General features: G+C 53.1%; 20 protein-coding genes. 15 read left to right on the forward strand and 5 right to left on the reverse strand.

All coding sequences use genetic code 11. The features are described from left to right. Positions 1-120 precede the first annotated feature (120 nt). The 7 genes from pdhA (at position 121) to MKX42_RS16050 (ending at position 8523) form a co-directional block, all read left to right on the forward strand. Positions 121-1188 carry a pyruvate dehydrogenase (acetyl-transferring) E1 component subunit alpha gene (gene pdhA, locus MKX42_RS16020; RefSeq protein WP_340753349.1) on the forward strand — a complete coding sequence of 356 codons (1068 nt, stop codon included), beginning with the start codon at positions 121-123 and terminating at the stop codon, positions 1186-1188. Positions 1189-1203: 15 nt separating this feature from the next. Beyond that, positions 1204-2181: an alpha-ketoacid dehydrogenase subunit beta gene (locus MKX42_RS16025; protein WP_036726449.1), complete on the forward strand. Its 978-nt coding sequence runs from the start codon at positions 1204-1206 to the stop codon at positions 2179-2181. A 106-nt stretch (positions 2182-2287) separates the two neighbouring features. Next, the gene (locus MKX42_RS16030) at positions 2288-3937 is read left to right on the forward strand and encodes a 2-oxo acid dehydrogenase subunit E2 (RefSeq protein ID WP_340753350.1); all 1650 of its coding nucleotides are present in this window, start codon (positions 2288-2290) and stop codon (positions 3935-3937) included. Positions 3938-3940: 3 nt separating this feature from the next. After that, entirely contained in the window at positions 3941-5353 is a 1413-nt protein-coding gene (gene lpdA, locus MKX42_RS16035) for a dihydrolipoyl dehydrogenase (RefSeq protein ID WP_340753351.1), read from the forward strand. Positions 5354-5596: 243 nt separating this feature from the next. Further along, on the forward strand, positions 5597-6391 hold the full coding sequence (gene thyA / locus MKX42_RS16040) for a thymidylate synthase (protein WP_036726453.1): 795 nt from the start codon (positions 5597-5599) through the stop codon (positions 6389-6391). Further along, entirely contained in the window at positions 6388-6879 is a 492-nt protein-coding gene (locus MKX42_RS16045) for a dihydrofolate reductase (protein ID WP_340753352.1), read from the forward strand. Before thyA ends, MKX42_RS16045 begins: the two co-directional genes overlap by 4 nt. A gap of 156 nt (positions 6880-7035) precedes the next feature. Then, positions 7036-8523 (forward strand): glutamate synthase subunit beta, encoded by a 1488-nt coding sequence (locus MKX42_RS16050; protein ID WP_036726458.1) that lies wholly within the window; start codon positions 7036-7038, stop codon positions 8521-8523. Positions 8524-8642: 119 nt separating this feature from the next. Here the strand turns inward: MKX42_RS16050 and MKX42_RS16055 are convergent, their stop codons facing one another. Next, positions 8643-10643 carry a methyl-accepting chemotaxis protein gene (locus MKX42_RS16055; RefSeq protein ID WP_340753353.1) on the reverse strand — a complete coding sequence of 667 codons (2001 nt, stop codon included), beginning with the start codon at positions 10641-10643 and terminating at the stop codon, positions 8643-8645. A 522-nt stretch (positions 10644-11165) separates the two neighbouring features. Between MKX42_RS16055 and MKX42_RS16060 the strand changes: the two genes are divergently transcribed. The 3 genes from MKX42_RS16060 (at position 11166) to MKX42_RS16070 (ending at position 15763) form a co-directional block, all read left to right on the forward strand. After that, on the forward strand, positions 11166-12899 hold the full coding sequence (locus MKX42_RS16060; RefSeq protein ID WP_340753354.1) for a proline--tRNA ligase: 1734 nt from the start codon (positions 11166-11168) through the stop codon (positions 12897-12899). A 64-nt stretch (positions 12900-12963) separates the two neighbouring features. Then, positions 12964-13377, forward strand: a complete 414-nt coding sequence (locus MKX42_RS16065; protein WP_340753355.1) for a hypothetical protein — start codon at positions 12964-12966, stop codon at positions 13375-13377. A gap of 103 nt (positions 13378-13480) precedes the next feature. Then, a complete protein-coding gene (locus MKX42_RS16070) occupies positions 13481-15763 on the forward strand; it encodes a type IA DNA topoisomerase (RefSeq protein WP_340753356.1) in 2283 nt (760 codons plus the stop codon). An 84-nt stretch (positions 15764-15847) separates the two neighbouring features. On the opposite strand, the gene MKX42_RS16075 is transcribed toward MKX42_RS16070, so the two are convergent. The 3 genes from MKX42_RS16075 to MKX42_RS16085 form a co-directional block, all read right to left on the reverse strand. Then, a complete protein-coding gene (locus MKX42_RS16075) occupies positions 15848-16585 on the reverse strand; it encodes a DsbA family protein (protein ID WP_340753357.1) in 738 nt (245 codons plus the stop codon). A gap of 109 nt (positions 16586-16694) precedes the next feature. Beyond that, positions 16695-17447, reverse strand: coding sequence for an HAD family hydrolase (locus tag MKX42_RS16080; protein ID WP_340753358.1), 753 nt, complete (start codon positions 17445-17447; stop codon positions 16695-16697). Positions 17448-17471: 24 nt separating this feature from the next. Next, positions 17472-18389 carry an ArsR/SmtB family transcription factor gene (locus MKX42_RS16085; RefSeq protein ID WP_340753359.1) on the reverse strand — a complete coding sequence of 306 codons (918 nt, stop codon included), beginning with the start codon at positions 18387-18389 and terminating at the stop codon, positions 17472-17474. Positions 18390-18549: 160 nt separating this feature from the next. Here MKX42_RS16085 and MKX42_RS16090 point away from each other — a divergent pair, with 160 nt between their 5' ends. The 5 genes from MKX42_RS16090 to MKX42_RS16110 all read left to right on the forward strand — a co-directional run bounded on the left by MKX42_RS16090 (position 18550) and on the right by MKX42_RS16110 (position 23984). Further along, positions 18550-19710: an MFS transporter gene (locus tag MKX42_RS16090; protein WP_340757699.1), complete on the forward strand. Its 1161-nt coding sequence runs from the start codon at positions 18550-18552 to the stop codon at positions 19708-19710. Between the two features lie 89 nt (positions 19711-19799). Next, the gene (locus MKX42_RS16095; protein WP_036726471.1) at positions 19800-20525 is read left to right on the forward strand and encodes a phosphonate ABC transporter ATP-binding protein; all 726 of its coding nucleotides are present in this window, start codon (positions 19800-19802) and stop codon (positions 20523-20525) included. A gap of 33 nt (positions 20526-20558) precedes the next feature. Next, the gene (locus MKX42_RS16100) at positions 20559-21866 is read left to right on the forward strand and encodes a hypothetical protein (RefSeq protein WP_340753360.1); all 1308 of its coding nucleotides are present in this window, start codon (positions 20559-20561) and stop codon (positions 21864-21866) included. Beyond that, positions 21859-22557 (forward strand): response regulator transcription factor, encoded by a 699-nt coding sequence (locus tag MKX42_RS16105; RefSeq protein WP_076079320.1) that lies wholly within the window; start codon positions 21859-21861, stop codon positions 22555-22557. The genes MKX42_RS16100 and MKX42_RS16105 overlap by 8 nt, the downstream gene beginning before the upstream one ends. Next, entirely contained in the window at positions 22554-23984 is a 1431-nt protein-coding gene (locus MKX42_RS16110; protein ID WP_340757700.1) for a sensor histidine kinase, read from the forward strand. The genes MKX42_RS16105 and MKX42_RS16110 overlap by 4 nt, the downstream gene beginning before the upstream one ends. 204 nt (positions 23985-24188) lie before the next feature. On the opposite strand, the gene MKX42_RS16115 is transcribed toward MKX42_RS16110, so the two are convergent. Then, entirely contained in the window at positions 24189-25409 is a 1221-nt protein-coding gene (locus MKX42_RS16115) for a glucose-1-phosphate adenylyltransferase (protein WP_340753361.1), read from the reverse strand. Between the last annotated feature and the right edge of the window lie 155 nt (positions 25410-25564).

Genomic DNA, 25564 nt, shown 5'->3' on the forward strand with positions numbered 1-25564 from the left:
CAAAATTTATGGAAACATAAATTTTATGCGTATTTCTTTGACGAAACAGATACAACAGGTGTATAATAATTCTATAACAGAGACCACTGATATTCAAATTTTTTTATTGAGGTGAAGATAATGACTAGAGTTCCTTATGAAGTGTATACAGAGGACGTTGAAGCCCTTACGGTTCTTTCCCCGGATGGAGAAATTATCAATAAGGAAATGATGCCTGACCTTACCGATGATCAATTGAAAGAAATTATGTACCGTATGGTATTTACCCGTACCTGGGATGACCGTGCTGTCAACCTGGGCCGCCAAGGCCGTCTCGGCTTCTATGCGCCGGTATCCGGACAGGAAGCTACAATGATCGGCAGCGAGTACGCTTTGCAGAAGGAAGATTTCGTCTGCCCGGGCTACCGCGATATTCCACAACTCGTATGGCATGGCCTTCCATTATATCAGGCGTTCCTGTATTCCCGCGGACATCAGCATGGCGGACAGATTCCTGATGGCGTGAATGTACTTATGCCGCAGATCATTATCGGAGCACAGATCCTTCATGCTACCGGTATTGCTATGGGCTTCAAATTGAAGAAACAGCAGAACGTTGCAATCACATATACCGGTGACGGCGGTTCGTCGGAAGGCGACTTCTACGAAGGCCTTAACTATGCAGGAGTATATAAGCTGCCGGTGATCTTCTTCGTTCAGAACAACGGCTATGCCATCACCACTCCGTTCTCGAAGCAGACAGCAGCGAAATCCATCGCCCACAAGGCGGTTGCCGCAGGGATTCCCGGAATCAAGATCGACGGTATGGACGTCTTTGCAGTAATATCTGCTGTACAGCAGGCTGCTGAACGTGCCCGTAAAGGCGAAGGCGCCACACTGATCGAAGCGGTAACCTACCGTTTCCGTCCGCATTCCCTCTCCGATGATGCCAGTAAGTACCGTACGAAGGAAGAAGAAGGTCAATGGAATGAGAAAGATCCGATTGCCCGTCTCGCCAAGTACCTGGAGAAGAAAGGCCTCTGGACAGAAGAGGACACTCTGCGCGTAAGAGAAGAAGCGAAAGCAACTGTGAACGAGCAGATTAAGAAAGCAGAACAGACCGAAAAAATGACCATTCCCGGCTTGATCGACAGCATGTTCGAGGTAACTCCGAAACATCTTGAAGAACAAAAAGCCGATTTTGAATAAGGGGGATATCACGCAATGGCACAGATGAATATGAAAGAAGCAATTCGTGACGCAATGCGCGTTGAACTAACTCGTGACCCCAATGTTCTTATCTTCGGAGAAGACGTTGGTAATGTAGGCGGCGTGTTCCGTGTAACGGAAGGGCTGCAGAAGGAATTTGGCGAGGAGCGCGTTTTCGATACACCGCTGGCAGAGTCCGCTATTGGCGGTTTGGCTTTCGGTCTCGGCGTACAGGGCTTCCGTCCGATCGCTGAGATCCAGTTCGTAGGCTTCATCTTTGAAGCTCTGGATCAGATCGTTATTCAGGCAGCACGCCTGCGCTGGCGTTCCGGGGGCAAGTACAATGCTCCTGTAGTCTTCCGCACTCCGTTCGGCGGCGGCGTTAAGGCAGCCGAGCTGCATACCGATTCCCTGGAAGGCCTGATTGCCCAGAGTCCTGGTATCAAAGTAGTTATTCCTTCTAATCCATACGATGCGAAGGGGCTGCTGATCGCTTCGATCCGCGACAATGACCCTGTATTCTTCATGGAGCACTTGAACCTGTACCATGCTTTCCGGGCAGAGGTGCCTGAAGGTGAATATACCGTTGAACTCGGCAAAGCGAATGTAGTTCGCGAAGGTACGGATGTATCTATCATTACCTACGGTCTAATGGTACATACAGCGACCAAAGCGGCCGACCAGCTCGAGAAAGAAGGCATCAAAGTCGAAATTATCGACCTTCGTACCGTTAGCCCGATTGATATCGACACCATTGTGGCTTCCATCAAGAAGACTAACCGTGCGATTGTTGTACAAGAAGCTCAGAAGAGCTCCGGCGTAGCCGCTGAGGTTATTGCCCAGATTAACGAAAAAGCTCTGCTGCACCTGGAAGCCCCTGTGCTTCGTGTAGCAGGTCCAGATACAATTTTCCCGTTTGCTCAAATCGAAGATACTTGGATTCCTACCCCTGCACGTGTCATCACGGCAGTTAAGAAAGTCATGGAATTCTAGGAAGTAACGACCTTGCCGTCCTTGTATAAAGGGCGGCAGCCGTTTCTGTCTTCTACCAAACAGAATTGTTGGAATATCTCAACATAACTTATAGGAGGTTATCAAGGTGGCAAAATTTGAGTACCGGTTCCCTGAGCTGGGCGAAGGTCTGCATGAAGGCGAAATTATCAAAATGCATATCAAAGCCGGCGACAAAGTAACCGATGACGATATCGTAATGGAAGTTCAGAATGACAAGGCGGTAGTAGAGGTTCCTTGTCCGGTCAACGGCACAGTGCTTGAAGTCTTCACCAAGGACGGCCAAGTATGCCGTGTAGGCGAAGTTGTAGCAATTATTGATGCAGAAGGCGACATCCCTGAGCAAGAGGGCGGCCATCCTGCTGAGCACGCTTCCCAGGAAGCTGATGCAGCTAAGGGCGGAGCGGATACTACTTCTTCTCCGGCAACCAGCAGCCCGGCTACTGGCGGAGCAACGAATTTCGAATACAAGTTCCCTGAACTAGGCGAAGGCCTGCATGAAGGGGAAATCATCAAGATGCACATCAAGGTTGGAGACAAAATCACCGACGACGATATCATTATGGAAGTTCAGAATGATAAAGCAGTGGTGGAGGTTCCTTCTCCAGTCAACGGTACTGTAGTCGAAGTGTTCACCAAAGACGGCCAGATCTGCCGTGTAGGTGAAGTTGTGGCTATCATTGCTGCAGAAGGTGATGTTCCTCACGAGGAGGGCGGCCATGCTGAAGCATCCGGTGCCCAGGCAGCAGCACCTGCCCAAGGTACTGCTCCGGCAGCGGCGGCAGCTCCAGCTCCTGACCGTGAAGTGCTGGCTACACCAAGCGTTCGCAAGTATGCCCGTGATAAGAGTGTAGATATCTCCAAGGTGAACGGCTCCGGCAAGAACGGCAAAATCACACTTGAAGATGTGGAAGCCTTCCTGAAAGGCGGCTCTACAGCTCCTGCGGCAGCGGCTCCTGCAGCATCTGCACCAGCGGCAGCACCGCAAGCCAAAGCCAAAGAAGCAGCACCGGCAGCAGCTTCCGGCAATGCAAATCTGGAAGAAGAACGCGTACCATTCAAGGGTATCCGTAAAGCGATTGCCAATGCTATGGTTAAATCGGCTTACACTGCACCGCATGTTACCATCATGGACGAAGTGGATGTTACGGAGCTTGTAGCTTTCCGTGCCCGCATGAAGCCGGTAGCCGAGAAGAAGGGCGTGAAGGTTACTTATCTTCCGTTCATCGTGAAGGCACTCGTGGCCGCTTCCCGTCAGTTCCCTGCGGTTAACGCGATGATTGACGAAGCTTCGAACGAAATTGTCTACAAGAAGTACTACAACATCGGTATTGCTACAGATACAGACAACGGTCTGATCGTTCCTGTCATCAAGGACGCTGACCGCAAGAGCATCTGGATGATCGCAAGCGCGATTACAGATCTGGCTGTACGCGGACGCGACGGCAAGCTGGCTCCGAATGAAATGAAGGGCAGCACGATCTCGATCAGTAACATCGGCTCTGCCGGCGGTATGTTCTTCACTCCGATTATCAACTTCCCTGAAGTTGCTATTCTCGGAACCGGACGTATCACTGAGAAGCCTGTTGTGAAGAACGGTGAAATCGTTGCAGCACCTGTAATGGCTCTGTCCCTGAGCTTTGACCACCGGATTATTGACGGCGCAACTGCACAGAATTTCATGAATTACATTAAGACCCTGCTTGCAAATCCTGATATGTTAGTTATGGAGGTGTAATTAATGGTAGTCGGAGACGCTTCAATCGAAATCGACACATTGGTAATTGGTGCAGGTCCCGGCGGGTATGTGGCGGCAATTCGTGCCGCCCAGCTCGGCCAAAAGGTCATCATTGTAGATAAATCAGAACTCGGCGGCGTGTGCTTGAACCGCGGCTGTATTCCTTCTAAGGCCCTGATCTCGGCTGCTCATCAATTCGAGGCTGCCCAGCACGGTGAAGTATTCGGTGTTACTGCCGAGAACGTGAAGGTGGACTGGTCCAAGACTCAGGCCTTCAAGAACGGCGTAGTCAAGAAAATGACTTCCGGCGTTACCAGCCTGATGAAGGGTAACAAGATCGAAGTATTCAGCGGAGAAGCTATGTTTATCAGCACAAACGAAGCCCGTTTGTTCAATGATCATGAATCCCCGCGCTATAAGTTCAATAATTGCATTATTGCAACGGGCTCCCGTCCGATTGAACTGAAGCCATTCCCGTTCGGCGGACGCATCCTGTCCTCCACAGAAGCGCTGGATCTGCCTGAAATTCCTAAGAGCATGATCGTTATCGGCGGCGGCTACATTGGTGCGGAGCTGGGTCAGATGTACTCCAAATTCGGCACCAAGGTTACCATCATTGAAGGTCTGGACACTGTTCTGCCTGGCTTCGACAAAGACATGACCCGTCTGGTTGCCAAGAATATGGCTAAGACTGGCATTGAAATTGTAACCAACGCCAAAGCAGAATCTGCGGTTCAGAACGACAATGAAGTTACTGTGAAGTACTCCGTTGGCGGAGAGTCCAAAGAAGTGACTGCTGAATACCTGCTGGTAACCGTAGGACGCCGTCCTAATACTGACGGCGAGCTGGGCCTGGATCTGATCGGCGTTGAGCTGGATGACCGCGGTCTGGTGAAGGTAGACCATCAGGGACGGACTAACATTCCTAATATTTTCGCAATCGGCGATATCGTTCCGGGTCTTGCTCTGGCGCACAAAGCTTCTTACGAAGGTAAAATTGCTGCGGAAGCCATTTCCGGACACAAATCGGTTGTGGATTACAAGGTAATGCCGGCTGTAGTCTTCACAGATCCTGAATGCTCCAGCGTAGGCTTGACCGAGAAGGAAGCGAAGGATAAGGGCTATGCGGTGAAAGCCGGCAAGTTCCCGTTCGCAGGCAACGGGCGTGCCGTGTCCCTGAATGCTCCTGAAGGCTTCATCAAGATTGTAGCGAAGAGCGACAACAATCAGGTGCTCGGTGCGCAAATCGTCGGTATCGAAGCTTCCAACCTGATCGCTGAGCTGGGTCTGGCGATTGAAATGGGCGCAACGCTTGAAGATATCGCACTGACCATCCATGCGCATCCAACCCTTGGCGAGATCGTTATGGAAGCGGCTGAGCTGGTAGAAGGCCACCCGATCCACGTAATGAAATAATACCCGCTTAAGCTTATGCGGTAAGAACATAGGAGGATGTTCCTGAAGCCATGCAGATGGTCAGGGAACATCCTCTTTTGACTGAAGTCACTGTCATGAATGTTCGGAAATAGCTGGCAGTCAGCCCAAGTCGGGTAGAGAAATGTATGTTTTTTTGCTTTTTTTTATCATTAGGGAAGTTACAACGACCGTCAGCTCATGGTAAACTGGTAGAAGAAAAAAGAGAGTGGGGTGCGATACGGCTTGCGTAATTACTTGGATTTATTACAGGATATTCTGGACAACGGTACAGCTAAGAGCGACCGGACAGGTACAGGTACAGTGTCCGTCTTCGGGCGTCAGCTCCGCTTCGATCTGTCGAAGGGCTTCCCGCTGATGACCACCAAGCGCATTCATCTGAAGTCGGTGGTACATGAGCTTCTATGGTTCCTCAAAGGGGATACCAATACAACGTATCTGAAGGAGAACGGCGTCTCGATCTGGGATGAATGGGCCGATGAGAACGGGGAGCTGGGACCGGTGTACGGTTCGCAGTGGCGGGCCTGGGAGAGTAAGGACGGGCAGCATATCGATCAGATTGCGAATGTAATTGAGTCGATTAAGCATAATCCCGATTCACGGCGCCATATTGTTAGTGCATGGAATGTAGGCGAGATCGAGCAGATGAAGCTTCCGCCCTGCCATTTCGTATTTCAGTTCTATGTAGCGGGCGGCAAGCTTTCTTGCATGCTTACGATGCGATCGGTGGATACATTCCTTGGGCTTCCGTTTAACATTGCCAGCTACGCTCTGCTCACGCATATGGTGGCGCAGCAGACAGGGCTTGAGGTCGGGGATTTCATCTGGTCCGGCGGAGATGTGCATATATATACAAATCATATGGAACAAGTGGCTACACAACTTGCACGGGAGCCTTATGCGCTGCCGAAGCTTAACATCCGCAGAGTACCGGACAGCATTTTTGATTATACCTTTGAGGATTTTGAATTTACCGACTATGTCTATCATCCGGGAATCAAGGCACCGGTTGCTATATGAGCATTACCATGATATGGGCGATGGCCTCGAATGGTGTAATTGGCAACAATAACGATATGCCCTGGCATTTGCCGCTGGATTTCGCTTATTTCAAAGCAGAGACACTCGGCAAGAGGATGCTGATGGGCCGTAAAACCTGGGAGTCGCTGGGCAGCAAGCCGCTGAAAGGCCGTACCAGCCTGATCCTGACACGCGACAAGAGCTTCGCACCCGAAGGGGCTGAGGTCATCCATACGCTGGCTGAGGCGCTGGCTGAGGGGCGCAAGGAGGATGAGCTGATGGTGATCGGCGGTGCCGAGATCTACAGCCTGATGCTGCCGTATGCCGACAAGCTGCGTGTTACACGGATAGAGGCGGAGATTGAAGGCGATACGAGATTCCCTGAGGTAGACTGGAGCCAGTGGAAGGAAGTCGCCAATACCACGGGACTCAAGAATGAGCAGAATCCGTATGATTATCGTTTTATGGTGTATGACCGCAAGGAGTGACGATGAAGCGTTTTCTCTGACACAAGATGTGAAATAGTACAAATAATCAGCAGATTAGTCCATTACAGTGCGAAAGTATTGAATGCTAATATAATTAAAATTAGAAATGGTGTACTATACATCAACACGAAGAGAACGGATGGGGGAAACGTATATATGTCTACACCTACTGGATTTATGGAGTATAAGCGCCAGCTCCCAGGGGACCGCGATCCCGAGCAGCGCGTGAAGGATTGGGAAGAATTCCACGAGCATCTGACCGAGGACGAGCTTCGGACTCAGGGTGCCCGTTGTATGGATTGCGGCACACCGTATTGCCACACCGGCATGGATATGAGCGGCGGTACTTCAGGCTGTCCCGTGCATAACCTGATTCCGGAGTGGAATAACCTGGTCTACCGGGGCTTGTGGAAGGAAGCGCTGGAGCGCCTGCACAAGACGAATAACTTCCCTGAATTCACCGGCAGCATCTGTCCTGCACCTTGCGAGGGCTCCTGTACCGTCGGTCTGATTGGACAGCCTGTTACGATTAAGACGATCGAGCTGGCCATTGTGGACAAGGGCTTTGAAGAGGGCTGGGTAGTCCCGAGTCCGCCGGAGAAGCGTACAGGCAAACGGATCGCTATTGTCGGCTCCGGTCCGGCAGGACTGGCCGCAGCCGCCCAGCTGAACAAAGCGGGTCACACGGTAACAGTCTTTGAGCGCAGTGACCGGATCGGCGGCCTGCTTATGTACGGTATTCCGACGATGAAGCTGGACAAACGTGTCGTACAGCGCCGCGTCGATCTGCTGGCTGCAGAAGGTATCGAGTTCGTGGTTAACACAGAGATTGGCAAAGACATTCCGGCGCAGCAACTGGTGGATGAATATGATGCCGTTGTACTCTGCGGCGGTGCGACCAAGGCAAGACGCTTCAACGTGGAGGGCCATGACCTCAAAGGCGTTATGTATGCCATGGATTACCTGAACGGCACGATCAAGAGCTATCTGAATTCCAATCTGGAGGATGGCAATTACGTATCCGCCGCAGGCAAGGACGTAATCGTGCTGGGCGGGGGCGACACCGGCTCCGACTGTGTAGCGACTTCCCTCCGGCATGGCTGCAACAGCATCACCCAGTTCGGCACCCATGACAAAGCGCCGCTTACGCGTGATCCTATTGCTAACCCTTGGCCGCAGTTCCCGAATGTCTACACCCTTGATTATGCCCAGCAGGAGGCCAAAGCGGTCTTCGGTGAAGACCCGCGTGAATTCTCTATCATGACGACGAAGTTCGTCGGTGATGAAGAAGGCAACCTCAAGGAGCTGCACACGGTGCAGATTCGACGGATGGTGGACGAGACAGGACGGAAGATCTACCAGCCGGTTCCGGGAACCGAGGCTGTCTATCCGGCCCAACTGGCGCTGATTGCCATTGGCTTCGACGGACCGGAGCAGGATATCATAGAGCAGCTTAAGCTGGATACGGACCGCCGTACCAATGTGAAGGCCCGTTATGGCAAATTCAATACGAATGTGGATAAAGTATTCGCAGCCGGCGATATGCGCCGCGGACAGAGTCTGGTGGTATGGGCCATCAACGAAGGACGCGAAGCAGCGCGTGAAGTGGATAAATATCTGATGGGTTCGACTGTACTTGCTTAATCCTATATGTACCAAAAAGCCGTCGTTCAGCATTGCTGAGAGACGGCTTTTTATTATGCGCTATCGGATTATGCTGCTATGAGAATGAATGGCCTTTAATGCCCAAAAGATCACAGGAGCTAGTCTTCCAGCTTGAACCGTTCAATCTTAAGCTGCAGATCGCCCGCCATCCTGGACAGCTCCGTAGAGGAGGCGGAGATCTCTTCCATGGAAGCGAGCTGTTCCTGTGTAGCTGCCGTTACACTCTGGAAGGCGTCAGAAGTAGAACGGGAGATACCGGAGATCTCGTGAACGGAAGCGGCGACCTCCTGCGCTCCCGCTGACATCTGCTCGGTAATAGCCGAGATGTCATGCAGCTGGCTGTTGATTTTGGCCGTAGACTGTTCAATGCTGTTGAAGGATTCCTTGGCTTCGGCGGTGACCTGAATACCCAGCTCAACATCAGCTGCGACGGTATGCCGGATCGCTTCATAGGTCTGGTCGATCAACCGGGTCATCTGCTGGAGGGTATCTTGAATATCTCCGGCGGTATTCTTCGATTGATCGGCCAGCTTCCGCACCTCAGCAGCCACGACGGCGAAGCCCCGGCCCTGCTCTCCGGCCCGGGCCGCTTCAATGCCGGCGTTCAGCGACAACAGATTCGTCTGTACGGCGATCGCCGTAATCGCACTGCTCATCGCGGACACCTCATCGTTCAGGCCGTTTAATTGCCCGATCAGCTGCGAAGAGTGGTGGGTAGAGGTCCGGATGGCATCCATTTGCTGGCTGACCTGTTCCATCTTCCGGCTGCCGCTGCGCACATCTGCTTCAGTGCTTGCGGAAGAATCGACGATGGAGGCGGCGGCTTCGGCGATCCTTTGAATACCAGAGGACATTTCCTCCATAGCGCGCGAGGTCTCTGCCATGGCCGAGGTCTGTGTCTGCGCACCCTCGGAGGAGTCCTGCACCAGTTCAGCCACGTAAGCGGTGGCTCTGGAGTTCTCTTCGGTTGTGGCATTTAATTGCTGGCTGGAGGCTGAGAGTTGTCCCGAGGTGTCCGAAATATCCGAGACGATGCCGCGCAGAGAGCCTACCATCAGGTTGTAATTCTGTGCCAGCTGACCGATCTCATCCAGCCGGTTCAACTGAATCTGCTCATTCAGATAGCCTTCGCTTACCCGCTGTGCAGAACGGTTCAGGCTGCGGATCGGCTTCGTGATGGAGCGGACAATCAGGTACATCAGGGTTAGGGCGACAAGCAGGGCAACAGCCAGAACCATCAGTCCTGTATAGATAATGGGCTGTGAGGCATCCGAGAATTCTTGGGTAGGCAGGATGCCGACAATTTTGAACCCTGTATTCGGATCAGTTGTATAATAACCCTGCATGTCCATCTCCGTGTCCGGATTGGTATAGTGCAGGTCCCCGCTGTCGTTTGCCAGCATTTTCACTATATAATCTGCTACATCCTCACCTGCCGCTTTGCCGGGATAAGAGACGAATTTATGATTACGGTCCACAATGTAGAAGTAGCCGGTCTCACCTGGATGGGTGGTATGGATTCTTTCACTCATTGCCTTGAGATTGAGGCTTGTGGTCACAGCTCCTTTGCCATCCTCCAGCGAATGGGAGATGAACAGCGTATAATTGCCGGTTGTTGCGGAGACAAAAGGATCAATGATTGTAGTGGTACCGGCATTCTGCATGGACGCCTTATACCAGTCCCGTGTACGCGGATCATAATCCTGTTTGCCGGGGTCCGGAGCCTTCATCCAGGCACCTTGTTCGTTACCCGCCGTAAGAATCTCCAGCTCGGGATGTGCCTTCATGAACTCATCGATGAGTGCACGTGTTGCGGGAGCCTTCACATCGAGCCCGGAAGACTCAATCTGGCGGCTGAGCAAATCTACATTCCGCATAGCAGCGGATACATATTCCTGGATGGTCCCGGCGACCAGATCGACACTGGAATGCGTGGCTTTCTGCATCTTAAGCTCCAATTCCCGTTTCGCACTGGAATAGGAGAAATAACTGACCAAGAGGATCGGGATCACCAGCATAATGGTGAACAGCATCATCATTTGTTTTTGCAGTGATCGCGATCTGAGCTTGCCGGTGAAGCGGTTGACTGACTTGAACATTGGAACGGTTCCCCCTCTGGTACATGGAAATCGGCTGGTAGCTAGCCGTTTCTCTCTAAATACCTCAACTCCTATTCGGTTTATCGACACATTCTTTTCAGATCTTAAGGATTTGGTGTAAAATATTTAATTGCATTCACAATCTATTCATCGCCCGCTTGACGCGGCCTCGAATATCGTATAGATTAAGAACCAACATTTATAACGTAACAGCGTTGACCAAGGACCTGGTATCCGTAAGCGCCGGAAGCAGAGAGGGGATTCACCGGCTGAAAGATCCCCCGAGTGCGTAAGACACCAATCCTGCCTTGGAAGCTGCAGCTTATGCTGAAGAGGGGCATAATTCTGCCGGAACCGGCCGTTATCCGGATTAGAGGACCGCAGGCTTGGATAGTCTTGGGGTTAAAACAGGGTGGTAACACGGCGCATTCGTCCCTGACGGATGCGTCTTTTTTGCGTTCTCATTATGGCAGCGAAATGTTCTGGGCTGTACACACTTTTCGACGAAAGAGGCTGATCTGTATGCGTCAAACCAATCTATTAGTTACCACTCTGCGCGAAGCTCCTGCCGAAGCAGAGACAAGGAGCCACCAGCTGCTGCTGCGTGCCGGATATATCAGGCAGGTGGCCGCCGGGGTATACACCTATTTGCCGCTCGGACGGCGGGTGCTGCGCAGGATGGAGCAGATCGTGCGCCAGGAGATGGAGTCCGCCGGTGCGCAGGAGGTTCTCATGCCTTCGATGCAGCCGGCAGAGCTCTGGAGAGAATCGGAACGTTATGAGGTGTACGGCAAAGAGCTGATGAAGCTCCGGGACCGTCACGATCGTGAGTTCGTGCTGGGTCCTACCCATGAGGAAGTGGTTACAGCGCTAATGCGCGGAGAGATCAGTTCTTATCGGCAGCTGCCAGTGACCGTCTATCAGATCCAGACAAAGTTCCGGGATGAACGTCGTCCCCGCTCAGGACTTCTGCGGGGCAGAGAATTCCTGATGAAGGATGCCTATTCGTTTGATACGGACTGGGCAGGCCTGGATCTGGCCTATCAGGTGATGTACAGTGCTTATGAGCGGATCTTTGACCGCTGCGGCCTGAAGTACCGGGCGGTGCAGGCGAATGCCGGAGCGATTGGCGGCAAAGGCCAGAATCATGAATTCATAGCCTTGTCAGAGATAGGCGAGGATACAATAGCTGTGTGCTCCCTGTGCGGATATGCTGCGAATCTGGAGCAGGCGGAAGTGCAGAGCGGGGCCGCGCCGCATAGACAAGATTTTGCCGGACGGCCTGCTCCAGAACGATTCCATACCCCTGCCCAGAAGACTATTCAGCAGCTGGAGCAGGAGAGCCAGCTCAGACCGCAGGATATTATCAAGACATTAATCTACACGGGTGGCGGAGGCGATACATTTGCTGTGCTGGTCCGAGGAGATCATGAGGTGAATGAGCTGAAGGTGCAAAAGCACCTCGGCTGCGGTGACATTACGCTGGCTGATGCCATGCATGTACAGGAGACCGCCGGAACCGGAAGCGGTTATGTCGGTCCTGCCGGATTGTCGGTGCCTATCTTGGTGGATGCTGCTGTTGCAGCCATGACAGAAGCGGTCACAGGTGCGGGGGAAGAGGATTACCATCTGCGCGGAGTGGTGCCCGGCCGGGACTTCCCGCTGACGCAGGTGGGGGATTTCCGCAATGCGGTTGCCGGCGACAGCTGTCCGCAGTGCGGTGAAGGGGAGCTGGATTTCCATCAGGGCATCGAGGTAGGGCATGTCTTCAAGCTGGGCACGGTCTACAGTGAGAAGCTGGGGGCAGATTATCTGGATCTGGGCGGCCGCACCAGGCCTATGGTAATGGGCTGCTACGGCATCGGAATCTCCCGCTTGCTGGCCGCAGTGGCTGAGCAGAACAACGATGACCAGGGGCTGGTCTGGCCGCAGGGCCTAGCTCCGTATGCGGTTCATATTCTGCTGATGTCGGTCAAAGATACAGCGCAGCGTGAGCTGGCCGAAGCTCTGTATGCAAGACTGACCGCCTTGGGCATCGATGCTCTGCTGGACGACCGCGATGAGCGGGCCGGGGTCAAATTCAAGGATGCCGGACTGATGGGTACACCGGTTGCACTGGTTGTCGGCAAGCTTGCTGCTGAGCAGAAGGTTGAATACATGGACCGCAGAAAGGGTAACAAGGAAGTAATGGATATGGCTGAGGCCGTGCTGCGCGTAAGCGGGATGCAGTCCGCACCGGATACTGCTTTTGCTTGAATTGAAGCTCTGGTAAAATAGGGGAATACCGCATGAATTGCCGCCTTGGAGAGGAAGGGGAAACATGTTTGGACGCTTAAGACGCAGGCTTGACAATGCCAGACAGATGCAAAAAATACGCAAGGAGCATCCTGATGAGAGCCGCCGCCTCCTGGAAGAGCGGGCCAGGGCACAGCAAGTTCAGGTAGAACCAGCACCCGCAAAGTCCGGGCCGTGGATTATTTTCTTCCGGTGTATTCTGTATATTCTGTCCGTGCTAATTGTGTTGATTACCTTCATCGGGGGGCCGAAGAGTAATGCGCCTGTCTTCACCATACTTTCCTTTGGTCTGCTGCTGGCTGTTCTGTATCTGTTGGCGGGGCTTGCCCAGCCTGTAATCGTATTTTTCCGCAAGCACTGGTCCCGGGGAGATGTGCTTGAGCTGTTCAGCCTGATCGTCGGGGCGCTGCTCATTCTGATGGCTATCTTCCGCCCTTAGGTCACAGGCTTTAATAATGTGAAGCGGATTTTGGGGTCCGGGAATGGTATAATAGACTACTGGACAACTTTTGTAATGAACCGAGGGTAAGGAGCGATTATTGTTGAAGACACTCATTATTGCGGAGAAACCGGACATGGGGCGGAATATCGCCGCCGCAATAGAACCGAAGGCCAAAAACTACCGTTCCTATCTGGAAGGGGAGCAGTACATCATCACCTGGGCGATTGGGCATCTGATTGGCCTTGCAGAGCCCGAAGCCTACGACAATAAATATAAAAAATGGAACATTAATGATCTGCCGATCATCCCCGAGGAGTTCAAGCTGCTGCCCAATGCACGCACCATGGATCAGCTGAAGGTGATCGGGGAGCTGGCAAAACGCAGTGATCTGCTGGTGAACTCCTGCGATGCCGGGCGGGAGGGCCAGCATATTTTCTCGCTAATCCAGCGTTACCTGGAACTGAACCAGCCGGTGAAGCGGCTGTGGATCTCCGATCTGACACCGGAGACGATCCGCAAGGGCTTCCAGGAGCTGAAGGACGGGGCGGAATACGAGAATCTGACCAAAGCGGCCCGGGCACGCAGCGAGGCGGATTGGCTGATCGGGATGAACGGCTCGCGTGCTTTTACCACCAAACATAATGTGCTGCTCTCTGTAGGCCGGGTACAGACCCCGGTGCTGGCGCTGATCTACGACCGTCAGAAGACTATTGAGGCCTTCTCTTCGCTGAAGTTCTTTGAGGTGGAAGGGCATTTCACCCAGAATGAGCTGACGTATAAGGGAATGTGGCAGGGCGACCGGTTAACGGATGGTGCGAAGGCAGAGGCGCTTGCGGCCAAGGTCAAAGGCAAGCCCGCCCGGATTGTTCTCTATGAAGTCAAAGAGACGAAGGAATATCCGAACAAGCTGTACGATCTGACGCTGTTGCAGCGTGAGGCGAACGGGAAATATGCCTTTTCCGCCAAAAAAACACTGGATATCGCCCAGGCGCTGTATGAGAAGCATAAGGTAATCTCGTACCCGCGTACCAACTCCAACTATGTTACGGAGCAGAATATTCCTGAAATGCACAAGACGCTGTCGGCCCTTCAGGGCACGCAGTACGACGATTGGGTGAAGGGTGCAAACCGTAACCTGGTTCATAAAGGCAACAAGTTTATTTGTAATCCGTCCAAGGTCGAGGATCACCATGCGATTCTGCCTACGAACCGTAAGGCGAACGGGCTGAGTGCAGACGAGGCCAAGCTGTACGATCTGATTGTCCGCCGCTTCCTCTCCCAGTTCTATCCGGCAGCGGAATATAAGGTGCATACGGTGATGACCGAAGTGGAAGCCGAGAAGTTCAAGACTACGGTCAAGGAGCTGCTCAGCCTCGGCTGGAAGGTGATTTACGCAGACCAGAAGAAGGACAAATCCAAACCGGCCAAGGGTAAAGGCAAGGAGGACGAGGAGGAAGAGGAGCTTGAGGTGAACGAGCCGTTCTCTGTTCAAGCGGAGGGTGAAGTGATTTGCAGCGATGCGATTGTGAAGGAGAAGGATACCCAGCCCCCAAAAGCTTACACCGAAGGAACCTTGCTTAAGGCCATGGAGAGCGCAGGCAAGCAGATTGAGGATGAAGAGCTGCGCGATGCCATGAAGGATTCGGGGCTGGGCACTCCGGCGACCCGGGCAGCTACGATTGAACGGCTGAAGAATGTCGGCTATGTGGAGATGCAGGGGAAAAAGATCGCCATCACCCAAAAGGGGCGGACGGCGGTTGAACTGATCCGCGGAGCAGGCGTGGAGCTGCTGACCTCCCCGGAAATGACCGGGCAGTGGGAGCGCCGCCTCAATGAAATTGCCCGCGGCACCGCAGCGGACGGACAATTCATGGAGAACGTCAAGCGGTTCGCTTCCATGATTGTGGACAAGGTCCGCGTGCAGTCTCGCGCTGCCAAGACCTCCTTCGAAGGGGATACGCCTTCGCTGAACAGCGGGGGTAAGGGCCGCAGTCCGGCTGCTGCGGCGCGCAAGCCCGCCGAATCCAAAGCGGCTGAACGCCGCAAGCCGGCAGCTGCCAAACCGCGCAGCGCAGCGTCTGCTGCGGCCGGGAAGAGCGGAGATACCGGGCCGAAGGTTATCGGCAGCTGCCCGCGTCCCGGCTGCGGCGGCATGATCTTCATGGGCCGCAAGGGCTACGGCTGCTCTCATTATAAGGAAGGCTGCGGCTTCGTGATCTGGAAGGAGAATCACGGGCGCACGCTCACTGACACTCAGGTGAAGGCCCTGATTGAGAAGGGCCGAACCGGGAAGCTCAAGCTGACCGGAGAGGACGGCGCGCCGCTTGAAGGCAAGCTGGTGCTGCAGAATATGGATACGGGCCAGCTGGCCGTGGAATCATAATTCCTAGATACTAAAAGCGCCCCGGCCAGATTTTCATGGCGGGGCGCTTTTTTATAGGATGATGAGCTTCACCTGCAGGAAAGATTACGGGGATTCATTCAAAGCCGCTTCAATGGTAGCGCTTAAGCCCTCATAGGAGGAATCCGGCAGCAGGACGCCGTTCACCATGAATTTCGGTGTGCCGTTGACGCCGTAGGCTCCGGCGATTTTGAAGTCCTCTTTAACATCGTACATATACGTATGGTTCTTCAGATCCTGCTCGAACCGCTCTTGGTCAATTCCTGTAATATTGTCCTTCACGAACTTAGTGATGAACTTCTGGGTTGCCCAGATCTTGCTCTCATCACCCTGGCTCTCGTAGAGCTTATGGAGATACTCCCAGAACTTCTCGTTATTCTGCTGATAGATAGCTTCCCCGGCACTGGCGGCCAGGTAAGAATCCCGGTCAATGAAGGCGAAGTTCATGAAGTAGAACTGGACTTTCCCGCTGTCTACGTAGTCCTTAATGAACGTATCCAGGTAGGTTGCGGTCCAATTTTTGCAGGCAGGGCATTTGAAATCGGCGAATTCGATCACTTTCACCTTGGCGTCTTCGCTGCCCAGATGCGGCTGCTTCTCATATTTCAGCCCGTCCACTACAATCTTGCCCTTCACATCGGTGTAGTTGGGGAGATTATCGAGCGCCTCGGTGCCGGACGATTTGCCCTGTGTAAGGAAGAAGGCAAGAAGGGCGATCAGCAGCACGGCAATCACTGCAAGCAGCATAGGGAGCAGACGCCCGTGATTCGGGGTGTTCCTGGAACGGTTAGCTTTGTTATTCATGGCCAGCCTCCTGTAGGGTGTGAAAATCTACTCAAACAGTATAATCATACCGGCGGCAGGCTGCCTATGCCATTTGTAACAATTGCCTGATTCTGATGATGCAAGTCAATCAGCCGTGATGCTCCCGCAGCGCAGCGGAGCGGATTACCGGAGGCACCTCGTGAATGGCAGAGATGGTCAGGACGGAATGCTGCATCTCCCGCTCCAGCTCAATCAGATTGTAGAGCCACTCATTCGGCTGCTTCAGATAAATGCTGTTGATCCCGGCAGTCAGCGCTGGCAGTACATCCGTACGCAGGGAGTTGCCGATCATCCAGGTGATTTTGCGTTCGAACGGGTAGGTGGTCAGGATATTCTCAAGTGCCTCCACATTTTTGTGCTGGCGGATATAGATGCGGTCATCGAAATAGGCGTCCAGCTTCATTTGGGCGATTTTGCGCTGCTGGATGGTGTCGTCTCCGCCGGTATAGAGATAGAGGGAGTGGCCCTCCTGCTTGAGGGTATCCAGCGTCTCCACCATGCCGGGATAAGCTTCCACCTCCTGATCGTACACGCTCATCCCCAGCTTCATCAGCTGCCGCTCCTCGAACGCATCCGGCTTGCGGTTATATTTGCTGCAGAAATAACGGTAGGTGGCAATCAGCGATTTCGGGAAATTGTCGCTGGCCAGGCCGCTTGTGCTAACGGTCTCGACATCAATCTCCACCTGCTTGCTGCGCAGTTCGCTGATGGTCGGCTGATAATCGCTGAACCAGTCTGACATCAGCTCGAAATACTGTCCAAGAATGAGCTCAAAATACTTATTGCAATGCACCAGGGTATCGTCAAGATCAAAGATCACTTGTTGGGTCAAATACTTCATGAGGTTCACTCCTAAGTTGGTCTGTTAGATACGGATGTAAGACTCCAGAAACATCTGGAGCTCCGAGGCCCCGTCAGGGCGTATGCTGTAGCGTTCGGTGCCTTCACCGCGCAAATGAACCCGCAGCAGCCCTGCGACCCGCAGACTAAGCAGATGATGCATCAGCATCTCCCGGGACAGGTTCAGCTCGGACTGCATCTCCCACAGCGTCTTCGGTTCATTTGCCACGAATCGCAGCAGTCTCAGCCGGGTAGGGTCAGAGAGAGCCTGTGTTAAACGAAGCAGCACCGTGGGCGGTTCCTCCTCATTGTCTGAAGGGACATCTACCGGATATTGCACCAGCATCAGGTTTTTGAAGAAGCAATACGTGTTGATCGGCCGGTTATGCACGGTAGGCAGCAGCACAATCGTCTCCAGCCCGGGAATGTCCTCAATGACAATTCCGCCGGAAGCATATTCGATCAGCGGGACCATGTCCATTTTGCTCTCCAGCATTTTTTTCTCGGAGGCGTCTTCAATCAGCAGCGGCAGCAGGGTATGCTCCACATGGCGGAAATAATGCTCATACCATATCCGCAAAAGTGGCGTATATCCGTTCTTAATCCGTGCGCACTCCTCGGCCGTGAAGGTATGGAAGAACGGGTCGGTCCGCCGGAGGCAGTCCTCAAGTGAAGAGTTCTCCAGCTCAGCCAGGAACTGCAGCACCTTGGAAGCCTCGCCCCGGCTGTAGGCCCAGGCGTAGAGTACATCATAATCTTCGAACGGCCATTCGGCGGCCTGCTTCAGTGCAGTCAGCTGCGCGGGGGTGAAACGGCCGTCCACATCCCGGATCCAGTCGGTGCCGATGTCCAGGTTGGAGGTCCATTTCTTGGTTACATATAACATGAAACTGTCCAGCAGTTCGTATACGGGGGAAACATCAATCCTCAGTTCATACTTCATTTAAGCCGGGTCACCTCCAGAAAATCAGTCACTTCTGTATATTATCTCTTGTTTTGAAGAGGGTTGTCTACTATAATGTTCGGTGTTTGCCGCATGGACATCAGGTATCGTATATCAATGAATTACATAGGAGGATTTATTTGTGTCAGATTCTACACCGATGCCGCATGGACAGAGCGGTAGGATGAATTATTCGATTTTGATTGCCGTGATTATTCTGGCAGGGCTTAGCCAGGGGATGCTGCTGCCGGTCTTATCCATTCTGCTGGAGCAGGAGGGCGTATCGTCCTCATTGAACGGACTTAACGCGGCTGCGCTGTATGTAGGCTCATTTGCCATGACCCTGATTGCGGAACGGGTGCTTGGCGCCATCGGCTTCAAGAAGCTGATCGCTGCCGGTCTCGCGCTGGTGCTGGTATCACTGCTGCTGTTCCCGCTCCTTACCGGCGTGAAGATCTGGTTCGTGCTCCGCGTGCTTGTCGGGATCGGTGATTCGGCGGTTAACTACGCCGCGCAGCTCTGGGTGCTGCTCATGACACCGGCAGAGCACCGTGGACGGAACCTGTCGCTTTACGGGATGTCCTACGGCCTGGGCTTCAGCCTAGGACCGCTGGGTATCAGCCTGCTGCGGTTCGGACAGTCCGCACCGTTCCTGATTACAGCGCTGCTGTTCGTAATCGTGCTGCTGATTGTCGGCTTCAAGCTGCCTGACTCACGGCCGGAAGCTATGGATCACAGCGAAGGCCAGGCGAGCAGGTTCGGCCGGAGCTACCGGCTTGCTTGGTATGCGCTGATTCCAGCGCTGCTATACGGCTATATGGAAGCCAGCCTGAACAGCAGCTTCCCGGTATACGGGCTGCGCACCGGGTTCAGTGCAGACCAGATTGCCGCTCTGCTGCCCTTTGCAGGCATAGGGGGCCTGCTGCTCCAGCTGCCGCTCGGCATATGGAGTGACCGCTTTGGCCGCAAGGCCATTCTGATTGCTGCGGGGACAGGAGGAGGCCTCGCCTTCACGCTGCTTCCGCTTACCGGCGAGCATTTCCTGCTCACCCTGCTGGTGCTGATGGTGGCCGGGGGACTAGTCGGCTCCTTTTTCTCGCTGGGGTTAAGCTATGCCGCCGATATCCTGCCGCGCAAGCTGCTTCCCGCTGCCAATGTAGTCGCTTCCTTCCATTATAGTCTGGGAAGTATAGCGGGTCCGGGCATCGGCGGGCTGCTGCTGCAATTCGGCTGGGGCGGCAATGTATTTGCCGTGATGGGCGGCCTGTATATTGTATTTGGGCTGGCAGGGTTATTGTTCTCGCCACGGAAGACGATATGAGGTAGAATAAGAACGAATGCTCGCATGGAATTTGATCCCGCTTTCAGAGTACACTATAGAGTAGAGTCGAAGACAGGAGAGGCTGACCTATGATTACAGTTGAACATTTGGCCAAAGCGGTCGGGGAAGATAAAACACCAGTGCTTCAGGATATCGGATTTCAATTAGAACCGGGAGAATTTGTAGCGCTGCTGGGAGCCAGCGGCAGCGGGAAATCAACACTGCTGCGCTGCCTTGCCCTGCGTGAGAAGTGGGACAGAGGGAATTTCAGGGTAGATGGGCAGGATATTATGAAGAGCCCCTTCGCCGGCAAACGTAAGATCCGCCGGGAATGGGCCTATCTGGAGCAGAATGCGGAGCTGAATCCGAACCGCACTGCACTCAAGAATGTGCTGATTGGACAAGCCTCCCAGACGCCGCTGTGGCGGATGGCTACAGGCATGGTCCGCTCAGATGATTATATGGGGGCGATGGACCAGCTCGATCTGCTAGGATTGCTGGACAAGGCCAAGCTGAAGTCCGGCCAGCTCAGCGGCGGTGAACGTCAGCGTGTAGCCATTGCCCGGGCACTGGTCCACGGCGCCAAGGTCATCCTGGCAGATGAGCCGGTGACTGGACTTGACCCCAAGACTGCGGAGAATGTGCTGGAGACCCTCCGCAATCTGTGCAAGGAGACAGGCCTTACCGTGCTTACGGTGCTGCCGATTGAGCTGGCCGAGCGTTACGCCAGCCGTCTGTGGGTGCTGGAGGACGGAAGAATTAAGCATGATGTCAAAGGACGCCGGCTGACCTCACAGGAGCGGCTGCATCTGTGAACTAAGGCAAGGCGTTCAGTAAGGAGAGCGTAAATGAAGTTGAATATGCGTATGCGAGTGCTGGGGGGACTTGCCGCAGCCGCCCTGTCGCTGTTTGCCCTGCCCGGCTGCACCTTCATCAGCGATCCGGTATCCCAGATGAGGGTGCCCCAGCTGCCTGCGGACAAGGCTTCGCTGATGGCAGCCATCAACTCTTCCTTGAAGGCGCTGGATGGCACTTTGATTCGTCCGGCCAATGATGATAACAGCTCTATATTTACAGAGGACCTGGACCGGGATGGCGTGATGGAGACGCTTGTGTTCTACCAGACGAAGAATGAAGCCGTCGTTAATCACGGGATGATTCTGGAGAAGCAGGGGGAAACCTGGGTCAAGAAGCTTACGTTCGATGGTGTTGGCAACATCCTTGATTCTGTAGATCTTCAGGATGTAACTGGTGAAGGTAAGCTCAACATTATTGCCGGTTATTCCCGCACGGAAGATAAGGGTGTGAAGGGCATGGTTGTCTACAGTTATTCCGGGGGAGTGCTGGAAGAGATTCTAACCAAGCCATATACCAAATATATCATCGATGACCTGAATGAAGACGGGATTGTGGATATTACCGTGGTGTACTTCAAGCGTAATGAATTCGCTACATTAACTACCTATCAGTATAATGACGGCTTCAAGGTGCTGGATGAACTCGACGATCTGGACCCCTATTTCAATAGTTATTACAATATTGTCTCAGGAAAAGTAGCTGCAAATAAAGAAGGTATAGTTCTGGATTCTGCTGTGGATGCACGTTCTGCTTATACAACCTTAGTTGTAATGGAGAATAACAAGCTGCGTGTCGCTATTCCAGGGGATAGCCACACCTTCAAGGACCGGAGAATTGTCAGCGAGGATATTGATTCGGATGGAATTATTGAGATAGGGTTGCTGGTGCCCCCCAAGGGCTGGGAGTATTTCGATCCTGAGGCCATACCTTATTTCAATTCTTATTACAAATGGGACGGGAAAGACGGTCTGACCTTCAGTACCCAGCTCTACAACGATCCGCTGGACCGGTTCACCATTAACTTTGCCCCCGAATGGCAGGAGCGGGTGACGGTGGACACGAAGTCGGTTCAGAACAAATCACTCAAATTCATCATGACGGATACCGGAGAGACGGTCGCTGAAGTGAAATTCTTCTCGCCTGCGGAATGGGACAATGTGAAGAACACGGGCTGGAAGCTGCTCGGACGCGATCTGGATAAGATGATTGGATACCGGGGAGAACTGGAACAGAGTACAATCGGAGGAGAGGACGGACGAATCAAATCCTCTATTGAAAGGAAGGGAATCGATGAGTAAAGTACTGATATTGGAGGATGAAGAGTCCATCCGCAGTTTTATTGTCATTAACCTGAAGCGCAACGGCTTTGAGGTGCTGGAGGCGGCAGACGGTAACGAGGCGCTGCACAAGCTGACCACTATACATGATATTGATATCGCCTTGCTGGATGTGATGGTGCCCGGCATCGACGGCTTTGAGGTATGCAGACGCATCCGGGAGACCAATGAACGGCTGGGCATTATTTTCTTGACAGCCAAGGTACAGGAGCAGGACAAGGTCTATGCACTGTCCGTAGGGGCAGATGACCATGTCAGTAAGCCTTTCAGTCCCACTGAGCTGATCGCACGTATCCAATCGCTGCTGCGCCGGGTCAATGTTCACCGCGAGCAGTCAGCCAAGGTATCGTTCCAGTCGGGTCCGTTCACCCTGGATCTGATCTCCAAGCAGTTCAAGCGGAGCGGGGAAGCCATTGAGCTTACCCCAACAGAGTTCTCTCTGGTGCAGTTCTTCCTGGAGAAAGAAAATACACCGCTCAGCCGTGACTCCTTGCTTGATCATGTCTGGGGCAAGGAATATATGGGGGACCCTAAGATCGTTGACGTCAATATCCGCCGCTTGCGCCAAAAAATCGAGAATAATCCATCGGAGCCTGAATACCTGCAGACGGTGTGGGGACACGGCTATAAATGGAAAGGCCAGGTACAATGATTAAGAAGGGGATGCGCAGACAGATCGTACTGCACTATATTCTTGTAGTCTTTGTAGCGCTTCTCCTGGTCGAGACGATCTTCCTTCTGTCGATTCGCACCTATTATTACAACAGTATCTACAGCAAAATCACCACGCATATCAGTGTGGCCGAGACATTGGTGAAATATGAATTTTCAGGAGACAGGTCACAGGCCCAGCTGCAGAAGCTGCTTCGATTATTCAATGTGGAGTTTACTGAGCTTGAGGTCCTAACGCTTAAAGGGGATATTATTACCAGCTCAACCGGGTTCCAGCCGGACCGGACGATTACCACCAGTGATGTTCCCGAGGCAGTAGGCGGTAGTATCGGACGTTGGGTGGGCCGCCAGGCCGGTACCAATGAGAATGTCATGGCAGTATCCAAAATGGTGCAGATCACTGCTCATGACACCTATGTCCTGCGCTATCTGACGTCGATGGAGGGCGTGAACAGTAATCTGCTTAACCTAACTTTGCTCTCCATTGGCATCGGTGTGGCAGTCCTCACCATCGTACTGTTGCTCAGCTTCGGGCTCGCCAATTCGATTGTGCGTCCGCTGAATAATATAACGGCGGTGTCGGTGCAGATGGCGAAGGGCAAGTTCACGACCCGGATCAAAGGTGATTACCGGTACGAGATCGGCGAACTCGCTTCAACGCTCAACTATATGGCGGACGAGATTGTCCGCAGCAACCAGATCAAGGATGATTTCATCTCCTCGATCTCTCATGAGCTGCGCACTCCGCTGACCAGCATCAAGGGCTGGAGCGAGACGCTGGTCTCCGGGGGCTATGACCCTGAAGAGACCAAGCTTGGGGTCGGAATTATCTCCAGGGAGAGTGACCGGCTAATCGGGCTGGTGGAAGAAATCCTCGACTTCTCGAAGCTGCAACAGAACGAAATGAAGCTGTCGATGGGGCAGGTGGATATTAAGGTTCTGCTGCAGGAGACGCTGCTCAATATTTGGGCCAAGGCTGAGAAGAAACGGATTCATCTGCTGCTGGAATGTGAGGAGACGATCTTCATCAAGGGGGATGCCAACCGCCTCAAGCAGGTCTTCCTCAATCTGGTGGATAATGCGGTGAAGTTCTCGCCGGAGGATTCCAGCATCGTGCTGTCGGCGGAGCGTCTATCCGGTACTGAGATGGCTGTCACTGTTCGTGACAGCGGTATTGGAATCAGTGAAGCGCATCTGTCCAGAGTGCGGGACCGCTTCTTCCAGGTCGATGCCCTTAACGGGGGTACGGGCCTCGGGCTGGCGATCTCCCAGCAGATTGTGGAGCTTCATAACGGCAAGCTGGAAATGGACAGTGAGCTTGGCAAGGGTACTCAGGTTACCGTCATTCTGCCGCTGGATGACAGCCAGCAGGGGAATGCTCGCTTGATTAATTCATCAACAACTTGATAAGCAAGCCAAGTGGAAACGGCCTTGCCGTCCTTTCAGGGACGGCACCCGTTTCAGCGAGAAATAGAAGGATAAGTTATTGTGTGAAACCTATAATTTCTTATATTTATACAAAAGGGATACAGCTATTGTCCGGGCGGACCGGAGCTGTATCCCTTTGTATGTAGCAGCCCTTAGGGCTGAACGATGTTGCTGAATTTTTGTTTATGAAGGCATTCCTTCCGCGCGCAGACGGCCGGCCTTTTCATAGACCTCCTGAAGCAGGCGGGCAGGCTGAGTACGGACCAGCGGCTTGGCAGCTACAATCTCATGCGGGCCGACAACCACGATGTTGTCTGCACTGCCTTTGATTACAGCGCCGTCCTTGATCACAGCACCTTCACCGATAATGGCGTGTTCAATCAGAACACTGCGTCCAATACGGGCACCCGGCATTACCACGCTCTGCTTGATTCTGCTCTGCTTGCCGATCTCCACACCGCTGAAGATGACCGAGCGCTGCGGGCTGCCTTCGAGCTGGCAGGTGTCGTGAATCAGGCAGTCTGCTGAAGCAGCTTGAGTGCGGGGTCTGATCGCAGCCAGTTTGGTGCGTTGTGCCCGGCTGTACATCGGCCAGCGGGAGTTATCAAGCTGGAAGCCATCCTCTTGCAGAAGATCCATATGAGCTTCCCAGAGGCTGCCAACGGTACCCACATCTCTCCAGTAGCCTTCGAAGCGGTAAGCGAACAGTTCATCGCTCGCATCCAGCATGGACGGAATAACATCCTTACCGAAATCATGACCGGACTCCGCATTCGCAGCATCCTGCAGTAAATGAGCCTTCAAATAGGACCACTCAAACAGATAGATGCCCATTGACGCCAGGTTGCTCTTCGGAGCTTTTGGTTTCTCGGCAAATTCGGAGATCTTGAAATCTTCATCCACGTTCATCACGCCGAAGCGGCTCGCTTCATCCCAAGGAACCTCCATCACCGATATCGTTGCCTTCGCAGACTTGGTGATGTGATAATCGAGCATTTTGCGGTAGTCCATGTGGTAGATATGGTCTCCCGACAGGATAAGTACATGCTCCGGGTTCTGACTGTCTATATATTCAATATTCTTATAAATAGCATCGGCGGTGCCTGTATAGCTGTCTCTGCCTTCAATCCCTGAAGGGAGCAGCTTTACACCCCGGTCACTGCGGCTATGCAGCCCCCAAGGCTCGCCTTCACCGATATGCTGATGCAAGGATTCTGCTTCGTACTGAGTCAGTACTCCGATGGTATCAATCTTGGAATTCACACAGTTGCTGAGGGGAAAATCAATAATCCGGTACTGTCCGCCGAAAGGGACTGCAGGCTTAGCCATGCTGGTAGTCAACGGGGCCAATCTGCGGCCTTCCCCGCCTGCCAGAAGCATGGCGATACATTCTTTCTTACTCATGTGTTATCCCTCCCATTTTTTTGTCAATGCTTGTAATATACACGCAGAACAAGCGCTTGAAACGACATAGGTGAATTATATTGCTGCATATCTGCAAAAATTACATTTTTATTTTCAATATTCAGAAATTGCCCCGGCGCCGCTCAAAATCATTT

Source organism: Paenibacillus sp. FSL R7-0204, from assembly GCF_038002225.1.
Taxonomy (GTDB): domain Bacteria; phylum Bacillota; class Bacilli; order Paenibacillales; family Paenibacillaceae; genus Paenibacillus_AQ.